We start from the raw sequence: 19,450 nt of genomic DNA, 5'->3' as shown, positions 1-19,450 counted from the left end.
CGATGACGACGACCGTTCAGGATCAGGACCAACAACAACACGCCGGCAACGCTGCGATCGAGCGATCGGCGGCCTACTACCGGCTGAAGGCAGATGTCGAGGATTTCTACTATCATGAGGCCGATTTGCTCGACGACCGGCGCTTCCGCGACTGGCTCGAGCTACTCACCGATGACATCAGCTATTTCATGCCGATCCGCCGCAACGTGAAGTTCGGCCAGCAGGCCGCGCGCGAGAACACCAAACGCGGCGAAGGCATCAGCTGGTTCGACGAGGACAAATGGACATTGACCAAGCGGGTCGAGCAGATCCTGACCGGCGTGCACTATGCCGAGGAGCCGCTGTCGCGCATCACGCACATGGTCAGCAATGTCCAGATCAAGGGCGCGCGGCCGGATGTCGACGCGGCGCGCGAGCTGGATGTCACCAGCCGCTTCCTCGTCTACCAGAACCGCGTCGAGTATGAGACCTACATCTTCGTCGGCCGCCGCAACGACACGCTGCGCCTGACGGACACTGGCTGGAAGATCGCGCGACGCGAGATATTGCTTGAACAGAATATCCTGCTGGCCAAGAATCTCACCACGTTCTTCTAAGCGAGGCCAGGTCTGAGCTAGGTCAAGGGCAGCAAGGGTAGCGATGATTGACGTGATGGCGATCAAGGTGGGGACGCGGCTGAAACTGGAGGCCGGCGTCGTCGCCGAAGTGGTGGAGAACATGGACGATGGCCAGTGGCTGCAGGTGCGCTATCTGGAGTGCCCTGCCCGGCCCGCCGACGTTGGCACGGTGGAGCTGTGCCACGCCCAGGACGTCATCAAGGTGCTCAGCGAGTAGTCCCAGTCAACGGACCGACGATCATGCTGCGATTTGAATACATGCCGAGCGATTTTCATCCGCTGTTCCTGTTCCTCGGCGAAGCTGCCGATCTCGCCGCCCTGGCAATGCTGCTGCGGCGCTTTGCCGAAGACCCGCAGACCATTGCCGTCGCGGAGCGGATTCCCGGTGCCGTCTCACGCGACGCGCTGGTGCTGGCGCCTGCCGACGACGAATTCGGCATGCGCGATCTCGGCGGCCGCTTTGCCTGGAAACTGACCGATTGGCAGGCGGAGCGGATCGCCGAGCGCATCGAGCTGTTAACCCCTGAGGATAACAAGTCCGGCTCGGAGATCGTCGAGATCGGCAGCGTCGGCGAGATCCCGGTCAAGCTGTCGCGCGGCGAATTCACCGACGACTTCCTGATCACGCGCAGATAGCGGAGTTCGCGTGAGTACACACCGCAGGCCAAAGGTCCTGATTGCCGGCGCCGGGATCGGCGGTCTCGTCGCCGGATTGTCGCTGCTACAGCGTGGCATCGAAGTCGAGATCTTCGAGCAGGCGTCCGAGCTGCGCGAGCTCGGCGCCGGTGTCCAGCTCAGCGCCAACGGCACCAGCGTCCTGATCGCGCTCGGCCTCGAGCAGGAGATGCAGACCATCGCCTGCGAGCCCTCGGGCAAGGAAATCAGGCTGTTCAGCACCGGGCGGACCTGGAAACTGTTCGACCTCGGCGCCTCCTCGCGCGCGATCTATGGCGCGCCGTACTGGATGGTGCATCGCGGCGACTTTCACCGCGTGCTGGTCGACGCATTCAAGGTTCGGGCGCCGGGGCGGCTGCATCTTGGCAGCCGCTGCACCGGATTTGACCAGGACGGCGACGGCATCTGGCTGGACTTTGCCAACGGCGAGCGTCGGCGCGGCGACGTCGTGGTCGGCGCCGACGGCGTGCACTCCGAAATTCGCCGGCAGATCGGCGGCGACACCAAGCCGTTCTTCTCGGGCGTGGCCGCCTGGCGCGGGCTGGTGCCGATGGAACGGCTACCGGCGAGCCTGCAACGCGACGTCGGCACCAACTGGATCGGCCCGGGCGGCCACGTCATCACCTATCCGGTTCGCCGCGGCGAGCTGTTGAACTTCGTCGGTATTTTCGAGGGTGAGAGCTGGTCGGTCGAATCGTGGACCGAACGCGGCACGCGCGAGGCCTGCAGCGGAGCCTTTGCCGGATGGAATCCAGAGATCCACACCATTATCGCGAGCCTCGATATTCCCTACAAATGGGCGCTGCTCGGCCGCGACCCGCTCGATCGCTTCGTCGTCGGGCGCGCCTGCCTGCTCGGCGACGCCGCGCATCCGACGCTGCCGTTCCTGGCCCAGGGCGCCAACATGGCGATCGAGGACGGCATGGTGCTGGCGCGCTGTCTTGAAGGCTTCCCGCCCGAGGAAGCGCTGCAGCGCTACCAGACCGCACGGCTGACGCGGACGAACGCGATCGTGGTGAAATCGGCCGAGAATGCCAGGCGCTTCCATAATCCCGCGCTCGCCGACGCCGAAGGCGCCGATGCCTATGTCTCGCGCGAATGGCAGCCGGACCGGGTGCGCGAGCGCTATGATTGGCTGTTCACCTACGAAGCCTTGCGTGTGCCGCTTTGACGGGATGAGTTTCGCGGGCCCGCCTCACTGAACGGGATGGCGTCCGCGGCGCACCGGACGTTCCGGCGGTGGTGGCGGAGGAGCGAAGAAGGGATTGACGATGCACATCGCAGAGAGACCCGATGCGGTCGCCTGACACTGCGGGATCGAGGTGTAGCTGCAATCGATGTGGTCTCCGGCCATCGGCCCGTTATAGAGATGCAAACAGACCGGATAGTTCGGATCATAGGCCTGTCCGGCGGCAGGTCGGGCCAGCGCGACCGCGAACGCAGCGATCGCGAAAAGTTTCAGGCGCATCGGATTCTCCTTATTGCTCGGACCGTTTCCTCACAACTGCCGGAGTTAGTCAACCGCACTGGGGACACGACGGCCATACAGTCTTGAGCGACGGCAGGCGGCAAGCCTGAGCGCGCTAGTTGGCGGACTGGCGTTGTCGCTGCCCCCGTTGCTTTGGCGGCTTTTTCGGACCTTTGTAGAACGGATTGACCGAACACGTCGCGGAGCGTCCCGAGGCCGTCGCCTGGCACTGCGGAAGCGACGTGTAGCTGCAATCGATATACTCGGGCGTCAGCCTGCCGCCATAGACTTCCAGGCACACTGGATAGTTCGGATCGTACATCTGTGCGGCGGCGGGCCCGGCGATGCAAACGCCGACGGCGGCGATGATGATGAATTTCAAGCGCATCGAATTCTCCTCAAGCCTCGTCCGGAACGCAGGGCCCGGCTATCGTTGCTCGTCGGTCGGCTTGCCGTCGCCCTCACCGAGGCATCGGATCATGAAGGCCGTCGTGTCCCGCGGCAGCACTTGCGCGGCGCGCGCCTTGAGACGGCATTCGAGCTGCGCGATCTGGCGCGCCCGCTGCCGTTCGGACGGCAGCGTCGATTGCCGCAACCGCCGCAACGTCATCGGCGAGCCGTCCGACTCGAAGCTCAGCTCGTATTTCTTGCCGTTCTGGTCGGTGGCGGCGCAGGTGATGGTGGACACCTGCCGCGTGATGAAGCTTCCGACCTGACGGCATGAGCCCGTCGACATCTCGACCAGCGGCACCGGCAGACCATCCACCCGCGGGCGGTCGCTGGACTTCAGCAACATGCGGTCGACCGCGAGCTCGAACAGATTGTCCTGGGTGCGCTCGGTGCTCTCGCCGGAAAACGAGATGATGTGGCTCTTGTCGGCGGGATCGTCGAGCACCACGGTGAATTCGGAACGGCCGCGCAGGGTGTGAAAGTAAGCGACTGCCTTGCAGGTGTAGCTGCGGCCCGCAACGGTGACATTGCGGCAAGTGCCGGACATCAACGCGTACAGGTCGACGTCGTAGACCGGACCGGCGGCAACGGCCAGCGCCGGCCAGCAGAGAACGGCAGCCGCAATCAATTGAGCGAAACGGGAGATCATGCTGAAGCGGTCGAAAACACGGTCGCTGGAGGGGTCCATGGCGCAAGGTCGCTGATTTCCACGGACTGTGCAACGACGAAGCAGGCCTAAATGTGGACACCACGCGAACGGCTGGGGAACGCAGCACAATCCGTGCTGAAAGGCCGCGGCGTCAGATTTGCGGGCCGGACAGTGTCACCTCGCGCTCGGCGCGGAACACGTTGCTATAGAGGTTCGCGATCCACTGGCGGCCGCTTGCCGTCATGTTCAGGCAGTTGATGGCGCCCTGAATGTGCGGCGCAACCATGTTCCAGTAGAATTGCGGATAGCGGTCGACGATATCGGCCGGCGACTCATAGCCGAGCTGGCGGTTGATGCCGACCTCCTCGAACTCGTGATAGAGCGCGTTGGCCTTCCTGATGTAGTTGGGATCGCCGAGCTGACCGATGAAGTCGGCCGCCCGGACGATCGACGCCTCATCGTCATATTGCTGGCCTTCGGGCGCCGGAAACCGCGTGCCCTCGATGTTGCGCGCGACGCGCTCGCGATCGAGCGGAAGGACGGCCTCGAGCCTGTCGAGCACATACAGCTTCGAGCGGTCGACATGATACGGCATCAGGCCTGCATCCGACGAGCCACGCGGCAGCACCACCTTGTTGCCGGAGGCATCGATGACGTAGCCATCGGGTCCATCGCCTTTCAAAAGACCGCGCACATAGCCGATGTCGTGAGTCAGGCAGGCGATGATGGTGTGGGTGTAATCCTCGGCGGTGACGTGGGTGTGCAGCGCGCGGCCGCGGATGATGTCATGCCCGGCGAGCGTGACCAGCATGGTGTGCTCGACGTTGTGGTAGAGAGCGTCGCTGTTGCCGATGCATTCCAGCGCGATGCGCGCGGCTGCCGGCAGGAGTTCGCCGAAGCGCGCCTGCGAAGCGCCGAAGGTGCGGCTGACATGCGTGGCGAGAAACTTCTCCAAAGCACCTGCCGCCAACTCAGGTAACGTCATCATCGATGCAGCCCCCGACCGCGCAACGTTCCTCGCTTGCCCCGATCTCACGCCGTAGTTGGGCAGCGACTATAGCGTATCTACGGGCGTGCGGCTACGCGCTGACGGGCGTGACGATTCGCTCCGGCCGTACTTTCCCGGTCTTGTCGGCTGCGACGCCAGAGCTGCTGATAGTGGCATGAACCCTGCATGATTCGGGTCAGACCGGGTTAACCCCACTGATAAAGGCCGTCATGCTCGTTACGCTCGTCGCCATCCTCTGCAATGCTCAACTCTGCATGGAAAAGGTCGTCACCACCAGTGACCAATCCGGCATCACCATGGGCGCCTGCGCAGTGAATGCGCAGATCGGCATCGCCGATTGGCTCGCCAAGGGGCCGTATCACGAATGGCACCTGCAGAGCTATAAATGCATCATGGGCAAGTACGTACCCAAGAACGAAGTGTGATGTGTGCTCACAGCCCCGGACGGGGCTGATCCGCTTCGACCGGAACAGCCTGCGAAACCACCGCGCAGGCGCCCGCGCCTCGAGTCAAAGTCCAATTTATGGGCTATCACTGTCGTTAACGACGGTGAGACATGAGGTCGCCCTGGAATGCCCGCAACGCCGCTGATTGCCTATGCGCATGTCGGCAAGAGTTTTGACAGTGGTCGCGTGGTGGCGGTCGACGACGTCTCGCTTGACGTGGCCGAGGGTGAATTCCTGGCGATCGTCGGCGGCTCGGGCTCCGGCAAGACGACGCTGCTGAGGCTCGCCAATCGACTGATCGAAGCCGATCACGGCCGGATCGCGGTCGAGGGTGAGGATGTCAGCCGCATCGACCCGATCCTGCTGCGGCGCCGCATCGGCTATGTCTTCCAGAGCGGTGGGCTGTTTCCGCATCTGTCCGTCGCCGACAACATCGGCATCACGCCACATCTGCTCGGCTGGACGCAGGCGGAGATCTCGGCGCGGGTCGATGAACTGCTCGACCTTGTGCGGCTCGACCGCTCACAATATCGCGAGCGTTTGCCGCACGAACTCTCCGGCGGCCAGCGTCAACGCATAGGCGTCGCGCGTGCGCTGGCTGCGAAGCCGCGCATCGTGCTGATGGACGAGCCGTTCGGCGCGCTCGATCCGCTCACCCGCGACGCGCTCGGCGACGATTATCGAACGCTGCATCGCGAGCTCGGCCTGACCACGGTCATGATCACCCACGACATGACCGAGGCTTTGCTGCTGGCCGATCGTGTCGCGGTGATGCGCGGCGGCAGGCTGCTGGCTCAGGGCACGCCGGTGGAGCTCTCGGCCAGCACCGACGGCTATGTCGGCGAACTGATGCGCACGCCGCGGCGGCAGGCGGAACGCCTGGGCGCTTTGCTGCCGCGGGGCGACACGGCATGACTCTATCAGCCGATCCGCGCTGGAGCGAGGCGCTTTCCCATCTGCCCGACTATCTCGGCAATCATGTGCGGGTCAGCGTCGCCGCGCTGGCGCTCGGGCTCCTGATCAGCCTGCCGCTTGCGATCATCGCTCGTAACCGGCCGGTGCTGCGCACGACGTTGCTCGGGCTTGCCAGCATCGTGCAGACCGTGCCCGGTCTCGCGCTGCTCGCATTGTTCTATCCGCTGCTGCTGGCGCTCGCCGCGTTGACCGCGGCGTGGCTCGGCTTCAGCTTCTCCGCCTTCGGCTTCCTGCCCGCCGTGCTGGCGCTCGCGCTCTATTCGATGCTGCCGGTGTTGCGCAACACCATCACCGGCCTGTCGGGGGTCGATCCGGCGGTGCTGGAAGCCGCCCAGGGCGTCGGCATGACGCCGCGGCAATCGCTCACCATGGTCGAGCTGCCGCTGGCGCTGCCGGTGATGATGGCTGGAATCCGCACCGCGGCGGTATGGGTGATCGGCACCGCCACCTTGTCGACGCCGATCGGCCAGACCAGCCTCGGCAACTATATCTTCGCGGGATTGCAGACCAAGAACTGGGTGTTCGTGCTGTTCGGCTGTTTCGCTGCGGCCGTGCTCGCGCTTGTGGTCGACCAATTGCTGGCGCTGATCGAGAACGGCCTGCGCAATCGCAGCCGCATCCGGACGGCACTCGGCGGGCTCGGTATTGCCGCCTTGATCGCGGCGACGGTGGTGCCCGCGATCGCGCGCTCGCATGCGGGCATCGTGGTCGGCGCCAAGACGTTTACCGAGCAATATGTGCTGTCAGCGTTGATCGCGCAGCGGCTACAGGCGGCCGGCCTTCCGGCCACGACCCGCGCCGGCCTCGGCTCTAACGTGATCTTCGACGCGCTCGCGGCCGGCGATATCGATGTCTATGTCGACTATTCCGGCACCCTGTGGGCCAACCAGTTCCATCACACCGACATCAAGCCCCGCGCCGAGCTGTTGGGCGAATTGCAGACAACGCTGGCGAAGCAAGACATCACGCTGTTCGGCGAGCTCGGCTTCGAGAATGCCTATACGCTGGTGATGCCGAGGAAGCGCGCCGAAGAGCTCGGCATCCATTCGATCGCCGACCTCGCGTCACGCGCGGCGACGATGTCGATCGCCGGAGACTATGAATTCTTCTCGCGGCCGGAATGGGCCGGCATCCAGAAGGCTTATGGGCTGACGTTCCGCGCCCAGCGTCAGATGCAGCCGGATTTCATGTATGCGGCGGTCGCCTCCGGCGAGGTCGACGTGATCGCGGGCTACACCAGCGACGGACTCATTGCGAAATACGATCTTGTCACGCTCGAGGACAACAGGCACGCCATCCCGCCCTATGACGCCATCGTGCTGCTGTCGCCAAAGCGGCGCGACGACGAGGCGCTCAAGGCGGCGCTGCGGCCGCTGCTCGGCAAGATCGATATCGCCGGGATGCGCGAGGCGAATTTGCGCGCGTCGGGCAATGACGCATCATCGTCGCCCGACGCCGTGGCACGCTGGCTGTGGGACAAGATCGGCGGAAAATAGCCTCTCGCCGTCATTGCGAGCGAAGCGAAGCAATCCACCTCTCCGCATGCGAGGCAAGATGGATTGCTTCGTCGCTACGCTCCTCGCAATGACGACGTCTCACAATCCCTTGATGATCCCCGCATCGATCAACAGGCGGTTGAAACGACGTGCTTCTGCACCATCCTTGCAGGAATAGAACGCGCCGTTGCAGCGAAGCATGATCGCCTTCTGCTCCTCGAACGACGGATCGAGCGGAATGCCGGCGGCTTCCTGAATCACCAGCGGCAGATATGCTGCGTCGATCGTGTCCATCACCGCCGGGCTCTTCACGGGTTCGAAGTTGACGGCGTCGATCGCATAGTAGGTCGCGTAGTAACGCGGATCGTAATCCATCAGCTTCTTGCCGATGCCGGCCTCGTCGAGATCGGGATCGAGCAGCTGCGGCGAGAATTCCGGCTGATGATCGCCGTAACGCACGATCAGGAAAGGCTGCGCCGGAAACTTCTTCTTCAGCGCAGCGACGAAGCCGGCATAGTCGCCAGCGCTCATCGCCTGCCGGCGCAGATATTCGTCGACCGCGGGCGTATTGCCCGGCCGCTTCCACGACGGCAGCAACTCGGGACGGAATTTGGTTTCCCAGGGGAAATGATTGGCGGCGAGATAGACGAAAGCGAACAGCGGCGTGCCTGACGCCTTCTGCTCGGCCATCAGCTTCAGCGCCTTGTCGTAGAAGAAGCTGTCGGGCTCGACATCCTTCGCATGCAGGTCATGCGCGTCGTAGAAGCGCTGGATGCCGGTCGTGGTCTGGAAGTTGCGCGCGCTCATGAAGGCGCCGAATGCGGGATAGAGCGAGAGCGTGTCGTAGCCGCAGCGGCGCAGCGCCAACGGCAGGCCGCGCTCCACGCGCCCCGATGCGATGCGGGTGACGAAATAGGAGAACCGGCCGAACGAGCGCGAGGACAATCCCGCAAGCACGTTGTACTCGGTGAACCAGCTCGGCCCGCCATTGCTCTCGGCAAGGAATTTGCGCGCGACGCCGTCGTAGGACTTGAACTGGCTGCCATAGCCCGGCGGCACCTTGACGCCGGAGGCGGCGCGGATGTCGAAACTCGATTCATCATGGATCATGATGATGTTCGGCCGCCGCCCGGCGGGATGGCAGGCATCGACCAGGGGCATCTTGAGCTGGTCGCTCGCGGTCGGATCCGACTCCATGAAGCCGTAGGCGACGAAATCGGACACGGCCGTGACGCCGGAGCGCGCGAACTTCGAGAGGTAGCCGTCGTCGTAATAGCCGCGCCAGGCTTCATCCGGCCAGGCGAAGGCATAGCCCGAGAGCGCCGCGGTGCAGGCGAGGCAGGCCGCCGCAGCCGGCAGCCGGCGAATGCGGAACGGATCGAGCCACCACAGCGCATACATCAGGGGCAGCGTAACGAGGCCGGCGCCGATGATCGACCAGCGCAGGCTCGGGAAGATCGTCAGCAGGAACGCCGCGGTGTCGCGGTCGATCACCATCAGGTCGACGAAGTTCGCGGTCATCTGCACCACGTCGTGCTTGAAGCGCGACAGCAGCACCAAGACCACGACCAGTGTCAGCGACAGCGCGCCCGACAGCGCCGGCCGGCGCAGCAGCGCGATGAACAGGAAGTTCAGGATTCCCCAGGTGAGCAGGAAGCAAAGCCGCGAGCCGAAATCGGTCTCGGTGCGCAGCATCAGGATCAGCGCGCCGAAATGCGGTGCCGCGACCGCCATCAACCGCCAGATGCCAAGCGCGGCAAGACCGCCGGCCAGTGCGGCAACGGAGGAGTTCTGCTGAGGCGCGGGCGCCATGGGCGGGACGCAATACAACCCGGCGCAATGCCACCGCCTTGACTGGCAACGGCCAGGAGGCATGCGGCACAGCCGGTGTCTGGGCCGCGTCACAAAACCGTAATTGAATCGTCATGAACGCGCAATGAATTTGCCTGCCCAGGCCTGGCCGCGGCAGGCAGCGCGCGTGCCTTAAACTTTGGCGACCGGCGCGGCGTGGCTAGCGATACCCGCGATGAAGAGATCGACGATGTCAGCAGCCATCTGCTCGACCTCCGCATCGCCGACACCCCAGCGCGGCAAATGACCGTCGATGTGCATCCGCGCCAAGCCATAGACCAGCGCGCGACCGGCGATCTGGACCTGCCTGAGGTCGCGCGTCCCGAGTTGGCCAGCTGAAAATGCCTCCGCCAGCGTGCGCTCGGTCAGGCCGATCAACTCGGCATTGTCGCCGGAGACGGCGGCCGAGCGGTCGTGGTCGAAGAAGCGGCGGCTGGAGATGATCTCGAAATGGGTCGGGTTCTTCATCGCCCAGCGCAGATAGGCGATCCCGAGATGGCGGAAGCGGCCGAGCGGATCGCCTGGCGGCGCCTCGGCCAGTGCCGCCTCGATCTCGGCGCGAAAGCGGCGTTGCGCCTCCTCCGCCACCGCATTCATCAGCGCGTCCCGGCTCGGGAAATGCCGGAACGGCGCGCCCGGCGAGACCCCGGCCCGGCGCGCGGCCTCGCGGACGCTGACCGCCTTCGGCCCGCCCTCGCCGACCAGTTGCATGGCGGCATCGATCAGGACCCGGCGGAGATCGCCGTGGTGATACGGCCTCGCCGCCTGCGCCCGCGTCGCGACCGGACGCGGCTTGGCGGGCCGGCGGCCGGTGGGCGGGCTTTTGGCGGGGCGGCGCATGGCGATCCTCTAGCATCACCTGCTTGTGAATGTAAGCGATGATTACACGGATTGACCGCGCGCGGGCACGAAATGTAACTGGTGATTACATAAACGGGAGGCGGGATATGGCGACGCATCGCAACTGGTTCGAGGGCTGGCGGCTGTTTGGCCTGCTCACGCTCACCCTGATCGGGCTTTCGATCTGGATCGCCGCCATGCGGCAGTTCGAGGTCGAGGGCGTGCGGATGGTGATCCGCTTCACGGCGCGGACCTCGCTCTTGTTCTTCTGCCTCGCCTTCTCGGCGGCGGCGCTGGCGCGGCTGTGGCCGAACGCCTGGACGCACTGGCAGCGCCGCAACCGCCGTTATTTGGGCGTCACCTTCGCGGCCTCGCACGCCATCCATGCGGTCGCGATCGCCGCCTTCGCGATGCTGGATCCGCCCGGCTTTGCGGCCGCGACCTCGATCGTCTCCTACGTCTTCGGCGGTATCGGCTATCTCGCCATCATCGCGCTGACCGCGACTTCGTTCGATCGCACGGCTGCACTGCTCGGCCCGCGCGCCTGGCGCAGGCTGCATCTGATCGGCGGCCATTATTTGCTGCTGCAGTTCATGGTCTCGTTCGGCAAGCGGATTCCCGAGATGCCGCTCTACGCGCTATTCCTCGCGCCGCTCGCTGCGGTGTTCGCGCTCAGGATGATCAGCATGGCCGGCCGGCCCGCGCCACGTCAGGCGCAGGCGAGCTGAGATCAAGTCGCCTCACACGAGGTGAAACTTGCGGCCGAGCTGGCGATGAACCGATAGCACCGCGCGGTCGACGTCGCTGATCAGGCTGTCGCCGAGCACGACGTTCGGAATCTCCCAGTTGCGTCCGATCTGCGCATCGGGCAGCGCGGCAACCGCCGGCACGCGCGCGGTCTCGCAGCCGGGCTGGGCGCGCAACGCCTCATCCGCAAGCTGAGTCAATTCGTCCTGGCTCTTTCCATCAGTCATGACCTCGGTCCTGACTCCGGAAGATGGCTCACTGATGGCCAAGATTCTCCAGTTCCTTAGCGCGGGCTTCGGTCATGCTGCGCATGCATTCACCGGCATCGAGCCGGGCGATAGTACCCTCGCCGAGGTCGTAATACAGGCAGTTGGCGTCACGATACTGGATCCATAGCCGCTGCGCGGTGCGCAGCTGTTCGCGCTGCTTGTCGTCGGCGGCATCCTTCAACGCCTTCTGGTAGGCGACGTTCATCCGCTTGTCCCACTGCGCGGTCTTGGCCTTGAGGCATTCGACCATCTGGTAGGTGCCGCCGTCGCAGGATGGCTCGCCAACGCTCTGATCGCCGGCGCGGGCAACCGGCGCGGTGAAGGCGATGGAGACGGCCGTCAGAACGGCCATGAGCCTGCACGCGCCTGTGGTGACAGCCGATGTCATGCCACTTTCCCTGTTCGATCGATCCTGTCGTCGCAGCATACATGAGTGCCGCCGCGATGCATCCCGTCCACCGCCGGCCGCGCCGCGGCTGGCCTTCCCGGTCCGCGCAGGATATTTCATATGCATGGAGGGACCATGCGGCGCGCCGTGACGCCTGTGATCGTCTTGGCGGTGTTCGGCCTGCTCGTCGGTGGGCTGTTTCGCTATGCGTTCGATGAGTCCGACGAGGCCTCCGTCTCGAATTATGTGCGCAGCGCCCTCGACGGCGCAGCCCTCACGGTGATCGTCTGGGCGACGCATCTCTATCTGGCCGCACGTGGTGGCTGGCTGCGACGGCAATCACTCATCGTCGAGCTGATCGGCCGCTCTGTGATCCTCGCCGTCACCGTTGCGGCCGCCGCGATCGTGCTGGAAATCGTGCTTTACGGGCATGGGCTCGAAGCCAAGTGGATGCGCGAAACCTTCCTGAAGATCATTGGCGTCGGCCTGCTGCTGTCGATCCCGATCACGACGATCTACGAGCTGGTCCGGATGATCGGCGGGCACACGCTGCTCAGCATCGTGCTCGGACGCTATCGGCAGCCGGTGCGCGAGGAGCGCGTGCTGCTGTTCCTCGACCTGGTCGGCTCGACGACGCTAGCGGAATCGATGGGCGAGCTGCGCGTGCAGGAATTGCTGACGCGCTTCTTCTTCGACATCGACGAGCCGATCGTGTCGCACGGCGGCGAAGTCCACGCCTATGTCGGCGACGAAGTGATCGTGACCTGGCCGGTCAATGCCGACGGACGATCGCGGCGGTATCTCGATTGCGTGTTCGCGATCGAGGATCGCCTCGCCAAGCGGGCCGATCAATATCGCAAGGAGTTCGGCGTGGTGCCCGCGTTCCGGGCCGGGATGCATGCCGGTCCGGTCGTCATCGCGGAATGCGGGGACTCGCGGCGGCAGATCGCCTATTTCGGCGACACCGTGAACGTCACGGCGCGGCTGCAGGCGCATTGCAAGGAGGCCGGCCGTCCGCTGCTGGTATCGGGCGACCTGCTCCGCCTGCTGCCGCCGGACCGGGACTTAGTCGTCGAGCCGCTCGGCTCGACGCAATTGCGCGGACGAGCAGCGTCGATCGACATCTTTTCCGTCGCGCGGCGCCTATCGTCCTAAACGATCTCTTAAAATGCACCGGCATCAGCTTCCGCTGAGCCGAAAGCGCGCATTGAATCGAGTCCGGTCGCAGCCTGTTAAGGATGCGACGCACACCGTATTTGCACCGGGTTCCACCTTAACGCAGGTGTAAGACCGCGCCCCGCATGGTGCGCAGACAGGTGTCATTCAACAAAAACAAGGTTGCCCATCGATGGCGCAACAGGCGTCACAATCGATTATTGCCGAACTCGAGGATGCGGTCCGGGACGGGACATCGGCCAAGCGCGTGCAGACGCTGCGGCAGGTCACCGATCTGTTCCTGAACGACGGCGACCGCCTCAACGATGAACAGGTCAAGGTGTTCGACGACGTGCTCTGCCTCTTGGTCGCGCGCGTCGAGACGCGTGCGCGGGCCGAGCTCAGCAAGCGGCTCGCACCGCTCGACTATGCGCCGTTCGAGGTGATCCAGCACCTCGCCTGGGACGACGACATCAGCGTCGCCGGCGACGTGCTGACCCACTCCAGCCGCCTCTCGAACGACGCCCTGCGCGAGATTGCGAACAGCAAGGGCCAGGACCACCTGTTCGCGATCTCCGCGCGGGAAAACCTGCCGCCTTCCGTCACCGACGTGATCATCAACCGCGGCGAGGACAAGGTGATCCGGCGTCTCGCCAAGAACGCCGGCGCGCAGTTCTCCGACAACGGCTATTCCAGCATCGTCGCCCGCGCCGAAGGCGACGACGAGTTGGTCGAGATCCTCGGGCTGCGCATCGACATTCCGGCCAAGCTGCTGCGCGACCTGCTGCAGCGCGCCAAGGATACTGTGCGCGCCCGCCTGCTCTCGATCGCGTCGCCCAGGGCGCGCGAAGAGATCAGCCAGGTGCTGAACGACATCGCCCAGGAAGAGGCCGCGGCGCCGCGCCGCAACTACGGCATCGCCGAAGAGCTGGTCAAGCTGATGAAGCAGCTGAACGAGCTCGACGATGCGGCCGTCTACAAATTCGCCGAAGAGGGCAAGCTCGACGAGGTCACGGTCGCGCTCGCCGTGCTCAACGACATGCCGATCGCGATGATCGAACGGCTGATGCTCGGCCTTCGCTCCGACCTGATCCTGATCCCGTGCCGCTCGGCGCGGCTCAACTGGCCGACGGTCGAAAGCATCCTGCGCAAGCGGCCGCTGCCGTTGCCGCTCGACAATGCGACGCTCGAGATCGCGCAGCGCGATTACCGCCGGCTCTCGCTGGAAACCGCGCAGCGCACGGTGCGGTTCTGGCAGCTGCACAACAGGATCGAGAAGCAGCCGATGGCGGCCGGCTAGTCCGCCGCGCCTCTGCGACAAAGAAAAAGGGTGGGCAACGCGCCCACCCTTTTCATCACAGCGTCATTCCGGGGCGCCTCGAAGAGGCGGACCCGGAATCTCGAGATTCCGGGCTCGGTCCTGCGGACCGCCCCGGAATGACAGGCCTTGCCTGTCAGTTCTTGCTCTTGTCGACCAGCGCGCCCTTCTTGATCCAGGGCATCATGTCGCGCAGCTTGGCGCCGACTTCCTCGATCGGGTGTGCGGCGAGCTTGGCGCGGGTCGCCTTGAACGAGGTCTGGTTGACCTTGTTCTCCAGCATCCAGTCGCGGGCGAACTTGCCGCCCTGGATGTCGGCCAGCACGCGCTTCATCTCCGCCTTGGTCTCGGCCGTGACGATGCGCGGACCGGTGACGTACTCGCCATATTCGGCGGTGTTGGAGATCGAGTAGTTCATGTTGGCGATGCCGCCTTCATAGATCAGGTCGACGATCAGCTTCACTTCGTGCAGGCACTCGAAATAGGCCATCTCGGGCGCGTAGCCGGCCTCGACCAGCGTCTCGTAGCCGCCCTTGATCAGCTCGACCAGGCCGCCGCAGAGCACGACCTGCTCGCCGAACAGGTCGGTCTCGCACTCTTCCTTGAAGGTGGTCTCGATGATGCCGGCGCGGCCGCCGCCGATCGCCGAGGCGTAGCTGAGGCCGAGGTCATGGGCGTTGCCCGACGAATCCTTGGCGATCGCGATCAGGCAGGGCACGCCGCCGCCGCGCTGGTATTCCGAGCGCACGGTGTGGCCGGGGCCTTTCGGCGCGATCATCAGCACGTCGAGGTCGGCGCGCGGATCGAGCAGGTTGAAGTGCACGTTGAGGCCGTGGGCGAACACGAGCGCCGCGCCCTTCTTCATGTTGTCGTGCAGGTGCTCGCGATAGATGTCGCCCTGCAGCTCATCCGGGGTCAGCATCATGACGAGGTCGGCCCACTTGGCGGCGTCGGCGACTTCCATCACCTTGAAGCCGGCGTTCTCGGCCTTCTTGGCCGAGGCCGAACCCTTGCGCAGCGCAATCGCCACTTCCTTGACGCCCGAATCCTTCAGGTTCAGCGCGTGGGCGTGGCCCTGGCTGCCGTAGCCGACGATGGCGACCTTCTTGCCCTTGATCAGGTTCAGGTCGGCATCGCGATCGTAGTAAACTCGCATCGTGGTTTCCTCGTTTGAAGGGGGCCAAAATCGGCCGATGAATCAGGCTTTCGGAAGGTCAGAACCGCCGGGCGCCCGCGAATTTCCGGCGTTGTCTAGAGCATTTTCCCCCTCAGGGGAAACCCTCATCTCGCATGGCGCGGTGCGGCATCATGCGTCCATGAAGACCGGGTAGAGCGAGGCCAGCAGCAGGATGGCCATCATCACATTGAAGGCGCGGATCGCCCGGGGCGAGGTCAGGATCGGCCGCAAGGCGGTCCCGAACAGCGCCCAGACGATGCAGGACACCGTGCCCAGGATCAGGCTCAGGCCGACCTGGATCGCGATGTTCCAGGGAAAGGCGGCAATCGCCGCATAGGCCGTGATGGTGCCGATCACCATCACCCAGCCCTTGGCATTGATCCACTGGAACATGGCGGCGCCCCAGAACGTCATCGGGCCGCGGCCGCCCCTGTCGTCCTTGTCCGCCGAGGGCGGCTCGGCCATGGCGATGACGGCGGCGAGATAGATCAGGTAGGCGACGCCGCCATATTTCAGGATCGTCTGCAGCACCGGATAGGCGATGAAGACGGTCCCCAGCCCGACGCCGACCGCGCCGACCATGAAGGCGAAGCCGACCGTGATGCCGGCGATATGGGGCACCGTGCGGCGGAAGCCGTAGGTCAGCCCCGACGACAGCAGCATGATGTTGTTGGGGCCCGGCGTGAAGAACATCACGACCGCGAATACGACAAAGGCAAACAGCAGCGAATTCGACATGGCGCCCTCACGCGACTTTCGGCAGAGCTTTTGGACGTTTCGACAGCAGCATCACGGCGATGCCGGCGATCACGGTGACCATGCCGGCCAGGCGCAGCGGCCCGAATGTCTCGCCGAACACGATGCTCGAGGCGGCGGAGCCGACGAACGGCACCAGCAGCGCAAACGGCACCACCTGCGCCGCCGGATAATCCCGCAGCAGGCGGCCCCACAGCCAGTAGGCGATGCTGGTCGAGATGCCGCCGAGACAGAGCATGCAGACGAGCCCGGTCAGCGACATATGGGTCAGCGCATGCCAGGTCGGCTGCGGGCCGTTGGTGATCAAGGTCAGCACCGCAAGCGGCACCGCGGCGGACAGGCACAGCCAGGCGAACAGATCGAACATCGGCGCGCCGTTCGCCTGCCGCAGAAGAAGATTGCCGATCGCGAAGCTGATCGGACAGATCATGATGATCGCAAACGCGGCGACGCTGAAGTCGTAGCCGACCGTCCCGCAGATCATCAGCAGGCCGAGCGCGGCGATCGCGATGCCGATCGCCTGGGTCCGCGTCGGGATTTCACCGAAGGCCAGGGCAGCAAAGGCGATGGTGAACAGCGCCTGGCTCTGCACGATCACGCTGGAAAGCCCGACCGGAACGCCATGCGCGATCGCAAAGGCCTGTGCGAGGAACTGGCCGAGGAACAGCGTTGAGCTGATCGCGATCAGAAGCGGCCAGGAAACGCCGGGCTTGCGCAGGAACAGGCACGGCAGCGCGGCGATAGCGAAGCGCAGCGTCGTCATCAGCTCCGGCGAGAACTCATCGAGCGCGATCCGGCTTGCGACGAACGCAAGCCCCCAGATCACCGCGACCATGACGGCGACGCCAACATCGGCCGGCTTCATTGTTGTTCTTCTTTTGCTTCCGTTTCGGTCGGGATCTAGATCTGTTCGTCGGGCTTCGGTTTGCGCAGCAGATAGGTGCCGTGCAGCGGCGCGTGGTAATCAACGGAGACCAGCGTGAAACCGGTCTCGGTCAGCATGCGCTCCATCACCCAGCCGAAGGTCGAGTATTCGTCGCGCATATGGGTGATCACGCTTTCGCGCTCGAAACCGTGATTCTTGATCGAGAAGTCGGCCCATCCTTCGACGTCGCGATCGACACCGTCGGGCATGCCGACGAACACCATGTCGCGCAGGTAGAAGTTCGCGCCCGGCTTCAACGCGTTGAAGATTCGCGATAGCGCCACTGCCTTCCAGAAGTCCGGAAGATGGTGCAGCGTGAACTCGCTGACGATGAGGTCGTAGGAATTCGGTTGATAGGCGAACGACAACAGGCCGGCCGGCTGGGTCCGGATCTTCGCCTTGCGGTCGCGCGCATAGATTTCGGCAAGCCCGATCATCGCCGGCGAGATGTCGATGGCATCGACCTCGGCACCCATCAGCGCCGCCTCGGTGGCCAGCACGCCGTTGCCGCAGCCGATATCGGCGATCCGCCAGCCCGGCTTGACGCCGAGCATGGTCAGCGCCTGGCGGGCACGGACATCGCTGTCCTCGCTGACGTCATAGATCGAGGCCACCGCGGTATCGAGACCGACCTGCCGCCGTTGCGTGTAATACCAGTCGCGCGCCAACATGACTCACATCCCTTCCGGCCCGCGCGTGATCGCGGCCACCCCGGTTCGTGACACCTCGACCAGACCCAGCGGACGCATCAGGTCGATGAACTGACTGATCTTGGACGAATTGCCCGTGATCTCGAACACGAAGCTCTCGGTCGTGGCGTCGATCACCCGGGCGCGGAATGCGTCCGCCAGCCGCAGCGCCTCGACGCGGTGATCGCCACCGCCCCGCACCTTGACCATCGCGAGCTCGCGCTCGATCGAGCTGCCGGTCAGCGTCATGTCGACGACGCGGTAGACCGGGATCATGCGGTCGAGCTGATGCTTGATCTGCTGGATCACCATCGGCGTGCCGGTGGTGACGATCGTGATCCGCGAGAGATGTTTCTGGCTCTCGGTCTCCGAGACGGTGAGACTCTCGATGTTGTAGCCGCGGCCGGAGAACAGGCCGATCACGCGCGCGAGCACGCCGGGCTCGTTCTGCACGAGCACGGACAAAGTGTGCGTCTCGTTGGGATCGTGACGCTCTTCGAGGAAGTAGGCGGATGCGGGCTGGTTCATGGTCGTCCCCTTACATTCTGTTCACGCCACCGCCCGCTCGGCGGCCGGCGCAGCATCCGTTCCGATCCAGGTCCGGAACAGATCGAAATCGATATTGCCGCCGCTGAGGATCAGGCCGACCCGCTTGCCGGCGAGCCTGCTCTTTTCCTGCAGCGCGGCCGCGAGCGCCGCAGCGCCCGCGCCCTCGGCGAGATTGTGGGTGTCGGTCCAGTAGGCGCGGATCGCCTGCCCGACCTCGTCGTCGCTGACCTGCACGATGCGGGATGCACCCTTGCGGATCAGCGCGAACGCATCCGCGTCCGGAATCCGCGTCGCCATGCCGTCGGCAAGGGTGCTGCTGGTCTCGGTGGTGACGATCTTTCCGGCCGCAAACGACAGCGCGTAGGACGGCGCTTCGGTCGACTGTACGCCGACGATCTCGGTCTTCAGTCCGAGCAGGTCGCGCGCCATGATGCAGCCGCAGATGCCGGAGCCCTGCCCGATCGGCACATAGAGAATGTCGAGATCGGGCGCGGTACGGAACAGTTCGAGCGCGTAGGTCGCGACACCCAGCACGAGGTCCGGGTGGAACGACGGCACCATGTGCAGGCCGGCGAATTGGGCGCGGCGCTCGGCCTCTTCCCGCGCGGCCTGGAAGTCGTCACCGTGCTCGACGAGCTCGGCCCCGAACGCGTGCATGGCGCGGTTCTTCTCGACCGAGTTGCCGCGCGGCACGTAGATCGTCGCCGGCACGCCGTGACGCCCTGCCGCGAACGCCAGGCTCTGGCCGTGATTGCCGCGCGTCGCCGAAATGATGCCGGGCACGTCGGGCCGCTCGCGCTTCAGCCGCTCGAGATAGACCAGGCCGCCGCGCACCTTGAAGGCGCCGGTCGGCGTGTGGTTCTCATGCTTGACCACGACCTCGGTGCCGAGCCGCTCGGCGAGCAGCGGCCAGGCGTGCGCCGGCGTCGCCGGCACTGCGGTGCCGACGACCCGGTGCGCGCGCTCGAGCTCTTTGAGGTCAAACATGGGAGCCGCCCTCC

Annotated in this window: 24 protein-coding genes; 10 read left to right on the top strand and 14 right to left on the bottom strand. The window is 64.9% G+C overall.

What is annotated here, in order from left to right; genetic code table 11:
• Positions 1 to 2 precede the first annotated feature (2 nt).
• The 4 genes from I6F38_RS27780 to I6F38_RS27765 are packed head-to-tail and all read left to right on the top strand — an operon-like array spanning position 3 to position 2,463.
• Positions 3 to 596 carry a 3-phenylpropionate/cinnamic acid dioxygenase subunit beta gene (locus tag I6F38_RS27780; RefSeq protein ID WP_225162580.1) on the top strand — a complete coding sequence of 198 codons (594 nt, stop codon included), beginning with the start codon at positions 3 to 5 and terminating at the stop codon, positions 594 to 596.
• 43 nt (positions 597 to 639) lie between these two features.
• Positions 640 to 834, top strand: a complete 195-nt coding sequence (locus tag I6F38_RS27775; protein ID WP_028342366.1) for a hypothetical protein — start codon at positions 640 to 642, stop codon at positions 832 to 834.
• Positions 835 to 857: 23 nt separating this feature from the next.
• Positions 858 to 1,253 carry a hypothetical protein gene (locus I6F38_RS27770; protein ID WP_225162579.1) on the top strand — a complete coding sequence of 132 codons (396 nt, stop codon included), beginning with the start codon at positions 858 to 860 and terminating at the stop codon, positions 1,251 to 1,253.
• Positions 1,254 to 1,263: 10 nt separating this feature from the next.
• On the top strand, positions 1,264 to 2,463 hold the full coding sequence (locus I6F38_RS27765; protein ID WP_225162578.1) for an FAD-dependent monooxygenase: 1,200 nt from the start codon (positions 1,264 to 1,266) through the stop codon (positions 2,461 to 2,463).
• A gap of 24 nt (positions 2,464 to 2,487) precedes the next feature.
• Here I6F38_RS27765 and I6F38_RS27760 read toward each other — a convergent pair whose 3' ends face one another.
• The 4 genes from I6F38_RS27760 to I6F38_RS27745 form a co-directional block, all read right to left on the bottom strand.
• The gene (locus tag I6F38_RS27760; RefSeq protein WP_016844297.1) at positions 2,488 to 2,760 is read right to left on the bottom strand and encodes a DUF3551 domain-containing protein; all 273 of its coding nucleotides are present in this window, start codon (positions 2,758 to 2,760) and stop codon (positions 2,488 to 2,490) included.
• A gap of 115 nt (positions 2,761 to 2,875) precedes the next feature.
• Positions 2,876 to 3,148, bottom strand: a complete 273-nt coding sequence (locus I6F38_RS27755) for a DUF3551 domain-containing protein (protein ID WP_225162577.1) — start codon at positions 3,146 to 3,148, stop codon at positions 2,876 to 2,878.
• Positions 3,149 to 3,187: 39 nt separating this feature from the next.
• Positions 3,188 to 3,898: a hypothetical protein gene (locus tag I6F38_RS27750; protein ID WP_225162576.1), complete on the bottom strand. Its 711-nt coding sequence runs from the start codon at positions 3,896 to 3,898 to the stop codon at positions 3,188 to 3,190.
• Between the two features lie 112 nt (positions 3,899 to 4,010).
• Positions 4,011 to 4,847 (bottom strand): hypothetical protein, encoded by an 837-nt coding sequence (locus I6F38_RS27745; RefSeq protein WP_026193124.1) that lies wholly within the window; start codon positions 4,845 to 4,847, stop codon positions 4,011 to 4,013.
• Between the two features lie 230 nt (positions 4,848 to 5,077).
• On the opposite strand from I6F38_RS27745, the gene I6F38_RS27740 reads away from it, so the two are divergent.
• From I6F38_RS27740 to I6F38_RS27730, 3 genes are all read left to right on the top strand, one after another.
• Complete coding sequence (locus tag I6F38_RS27740) at positions 5,078 to 5,293, top strand: hypothetical protein (protein ID WP_016844293.1); 216 nt, start codon at positions 5,078 to 5,080, stop codon at positions 5,291 to 5,293.
• 147 nt (positions 5,294 to 5,440) lie between these two features.
• On the top strand, positions 5,441 to 6,229 hold the full coding sequence (locus I6F38_RS27735; RefSeq protein ID WP_225162575.1) for an ATP-binding cassette domain-containing protein: 789 nt from the start codon (positions 5,441 to 5,443) through the stop codon (positions 6,227 to 6,229).
• Entirely contained in the window at positions 6,226 to 7,785 is a 1,560-nt protein-coding gene (locus I6F38_RS27730) for a glycine betaine ABC transporter substrate-binding protein (RefSeq protein WP_225162574.1), read from the top strand. Before I6F38_RS27735 ends, I6F38_RS27730 begins: the two co-directional genes overlap by 4 nt.
• A 99-nt stretch (positions 7,786 to 7,884) precedes the next feature.
• Here I6F38_RS27730 and I6F38_RS27725 read toward each other — a convergent pair whose 3' ends face one another.
• Positions 7,885 to 9,597 carry a sulfatase-like hydrolase/transferase gene (locus I6F38_RS27725; RefSeq protein WP_225162573.1) on the bottom strand — a complete coding sequence of 571 codons (1,713 nt, stop codon included), beginning with the start codon at positions 9,595 to 9,597 and terminating at the stop codon, positions 7,885 to 7,887.
• Positions 9,598 to 9,768: 171 nt separating this feature from the next.
• A complete protein-coding gene (locus I6F38_RS27720) occupies positions 9,769 to 10,476 on the bottom strand; it encodes a TetR/AcrR family transcriptional regulator (RefSeq protein ID WP_225162572.1) in 708 nt (235 codons plus the stop codon).
• A 107-nt stretch (positions 10,477 to 10,583) separates the two neighbouring features.
• Between I6F38_RS27720 and I6F38_RS27715 the strand changes: the two genes are divergently transcribed.
• Positions 10,584 to 11,204 (top strand): hypothetical protein, encoded by a 621-nt coding sequence (locus tag I6F38_RS27715; RefSeq protein WP_225162571.1) that lies wholly within the window; start codon positions 10,584 to 10,586, stop codon positions 11,202 to 11,204.
• Positions 11,205 to 11,216: 12 nt separating this feature from the next.
• Here I6F38_RS27715 and I6F38_RS27710 read toward each other — a convergent pair whose 3' ends face one another.
• Both I6F38_RS27710 and I6F38_RS27705 read right to left on the bottom strand, forming a co-directional pair.
• Positions 11,217 to 11,450 (bottom strand): hypothetical protein, encoded by a 234-nt coding sequence (locus I6F38_RS27710; RefSeq protein WP_028342354.1) that lies wholly within the window; start codon positions 11,448 to 11,450, stop codon positions 11,217 to 11,219.
• Positions 11,451 to 11,478: 28 nt separating this feature from the next.
• Positions 11,479 to 11,844, bottom strand: coding sequence for a lysozyme inhibitor LprI family protein (locus I6F38_RS27705; RefSeq protein ID WP_225162570.1), 366 nt, complete (start codon positions 11,842 to 11,844; stop codon positions 11,479 to 11,481).
• A gap of 171 nt (positions 11,845 to 12,015) precedes the next feature.
• On the opposite strand from I6F38_RS27705, the gene I6F38_RS27700 reads away from it, so the two are divergent.
• A complete protein-coding gene (locus I6F38_RS27700) occupies positions 12,016 to 13,035 on the top strand; it encodes an adenylate/guanylate cyclase domain-containing protein (protein ID WP_225162569.1) in 1,020 nt (339 codons plus the stop codon).
• Positions 13,036 to 13,228: 193 nt separating this feature from the next.
• A complete protein-coding gene (locus I6F38_RS27695; RefSeq protein ID WP_225162568.1) occupies positions 13,229 to 14,335 on the top strand; it encodes a DUF2336 domain-containing protein in 1,107 nt (368 codons plus the stop codon).
• A 154-nt stretch (positions 14,336 to 14,489) separates the two neighbouring features.
• Here I6F38_RS27695 and ilvC read toward each other — a convergent pair whose 3' ends face one another.
• The 6 genes from ilvC to I6F38_RS27665 form a co-directional block, all read right to left on the bottom strand.
• Positions 14,490 to 15,509 carry a ketol-acid reductoisomerase gene (gene ilvC / locus I6F38_RS27690; protein WP_225162567.1) on the bottom strand — a complete coding sequence of 340 codons (1,020 nt, stop codon included), beginning with the start codon at positions 15,507 to 15,509 and terminating at the stop codon, positions 14,490 to 14,492.
• Positions 15,510 to 15,659: 150 nt separating this feature from the next.
• The gene (locus I6F38_RS27685; RefSeq protein ID WP_225162566.1) at positions 15,660 to 16,268 is read right to left on the bottom strand and encodes a LysE family translocator; all 609 of its coding nucleotides are present in this window, start codon (positions 16,266 to 16,268) and stop codon (positions 15,660 to 15,662) included.
• Positions 16,269 to 16,275: 7 nt separating this feature from the next.
• Entirely contained in the window at positions 16,276 to 17,151 is an 876-nt protein-coding gene (locus I6F38_RS27680) for an EamA family transporter (protein WP_225162565.1), read from the bottom strand.
• A 35-nt stretch (positions 17,152 to 17,186) separates the two neighbouring features.
• Complete coding sequence (locus tag I6F38_RS27675) at positions 17,187 to 17,882, bottom strand: class I SAM-dependent methyltransferase (protein WP_028332477.1); 696 nt, start codon at positions 17,880 to 17,882, stop codon at positions 17,187 to 17,189.
• Positions 17,883 to 17,885: 3 nt separating this feature from the next.
• A complete protein-coding gene (gene ilvN, locus I6F38_RS27670; protein WP_016841057.1) occupies positions 17,886 to 18,428 on the bottom strand; it encodes an acetolactate synthase small subunit in 543 nt (180 codons plus the stop codon).
• Between the two features lie 21 nt (positions 18,429 to 18,449).
• Positions 18,450 to 19,436: a threonine dehydratase gene (locus tag I6F38_RS27665; RefSeq protein ID WP_225162564.1), complete on the bottom strand. Its 987-nt coding sequence runs from the start codon at positions 19,434 to 19,436 to the stop codon at positions 18,450 to 18,452.
• Positions 19,437 to 19,450: the final 14 nt, after the last annotated feature.

Source organism: Bradyrhizobium sp. BRP56 (assembly GCF_020194035.1).
Taxonomy (GTDB): domain Bacteria; phylum Pseudomonadota; class Alphaproteobacteria; order Rhizobiales; family Xanthobacteraceae; genus Bradyrhizobium; species Bradyrhizobium australafricanum.
The sequence above is the reverse complement of the archived record's forward strand: the minus strand, read 5'-3'. Positions and strand labels throughout refer to the sequence as shown.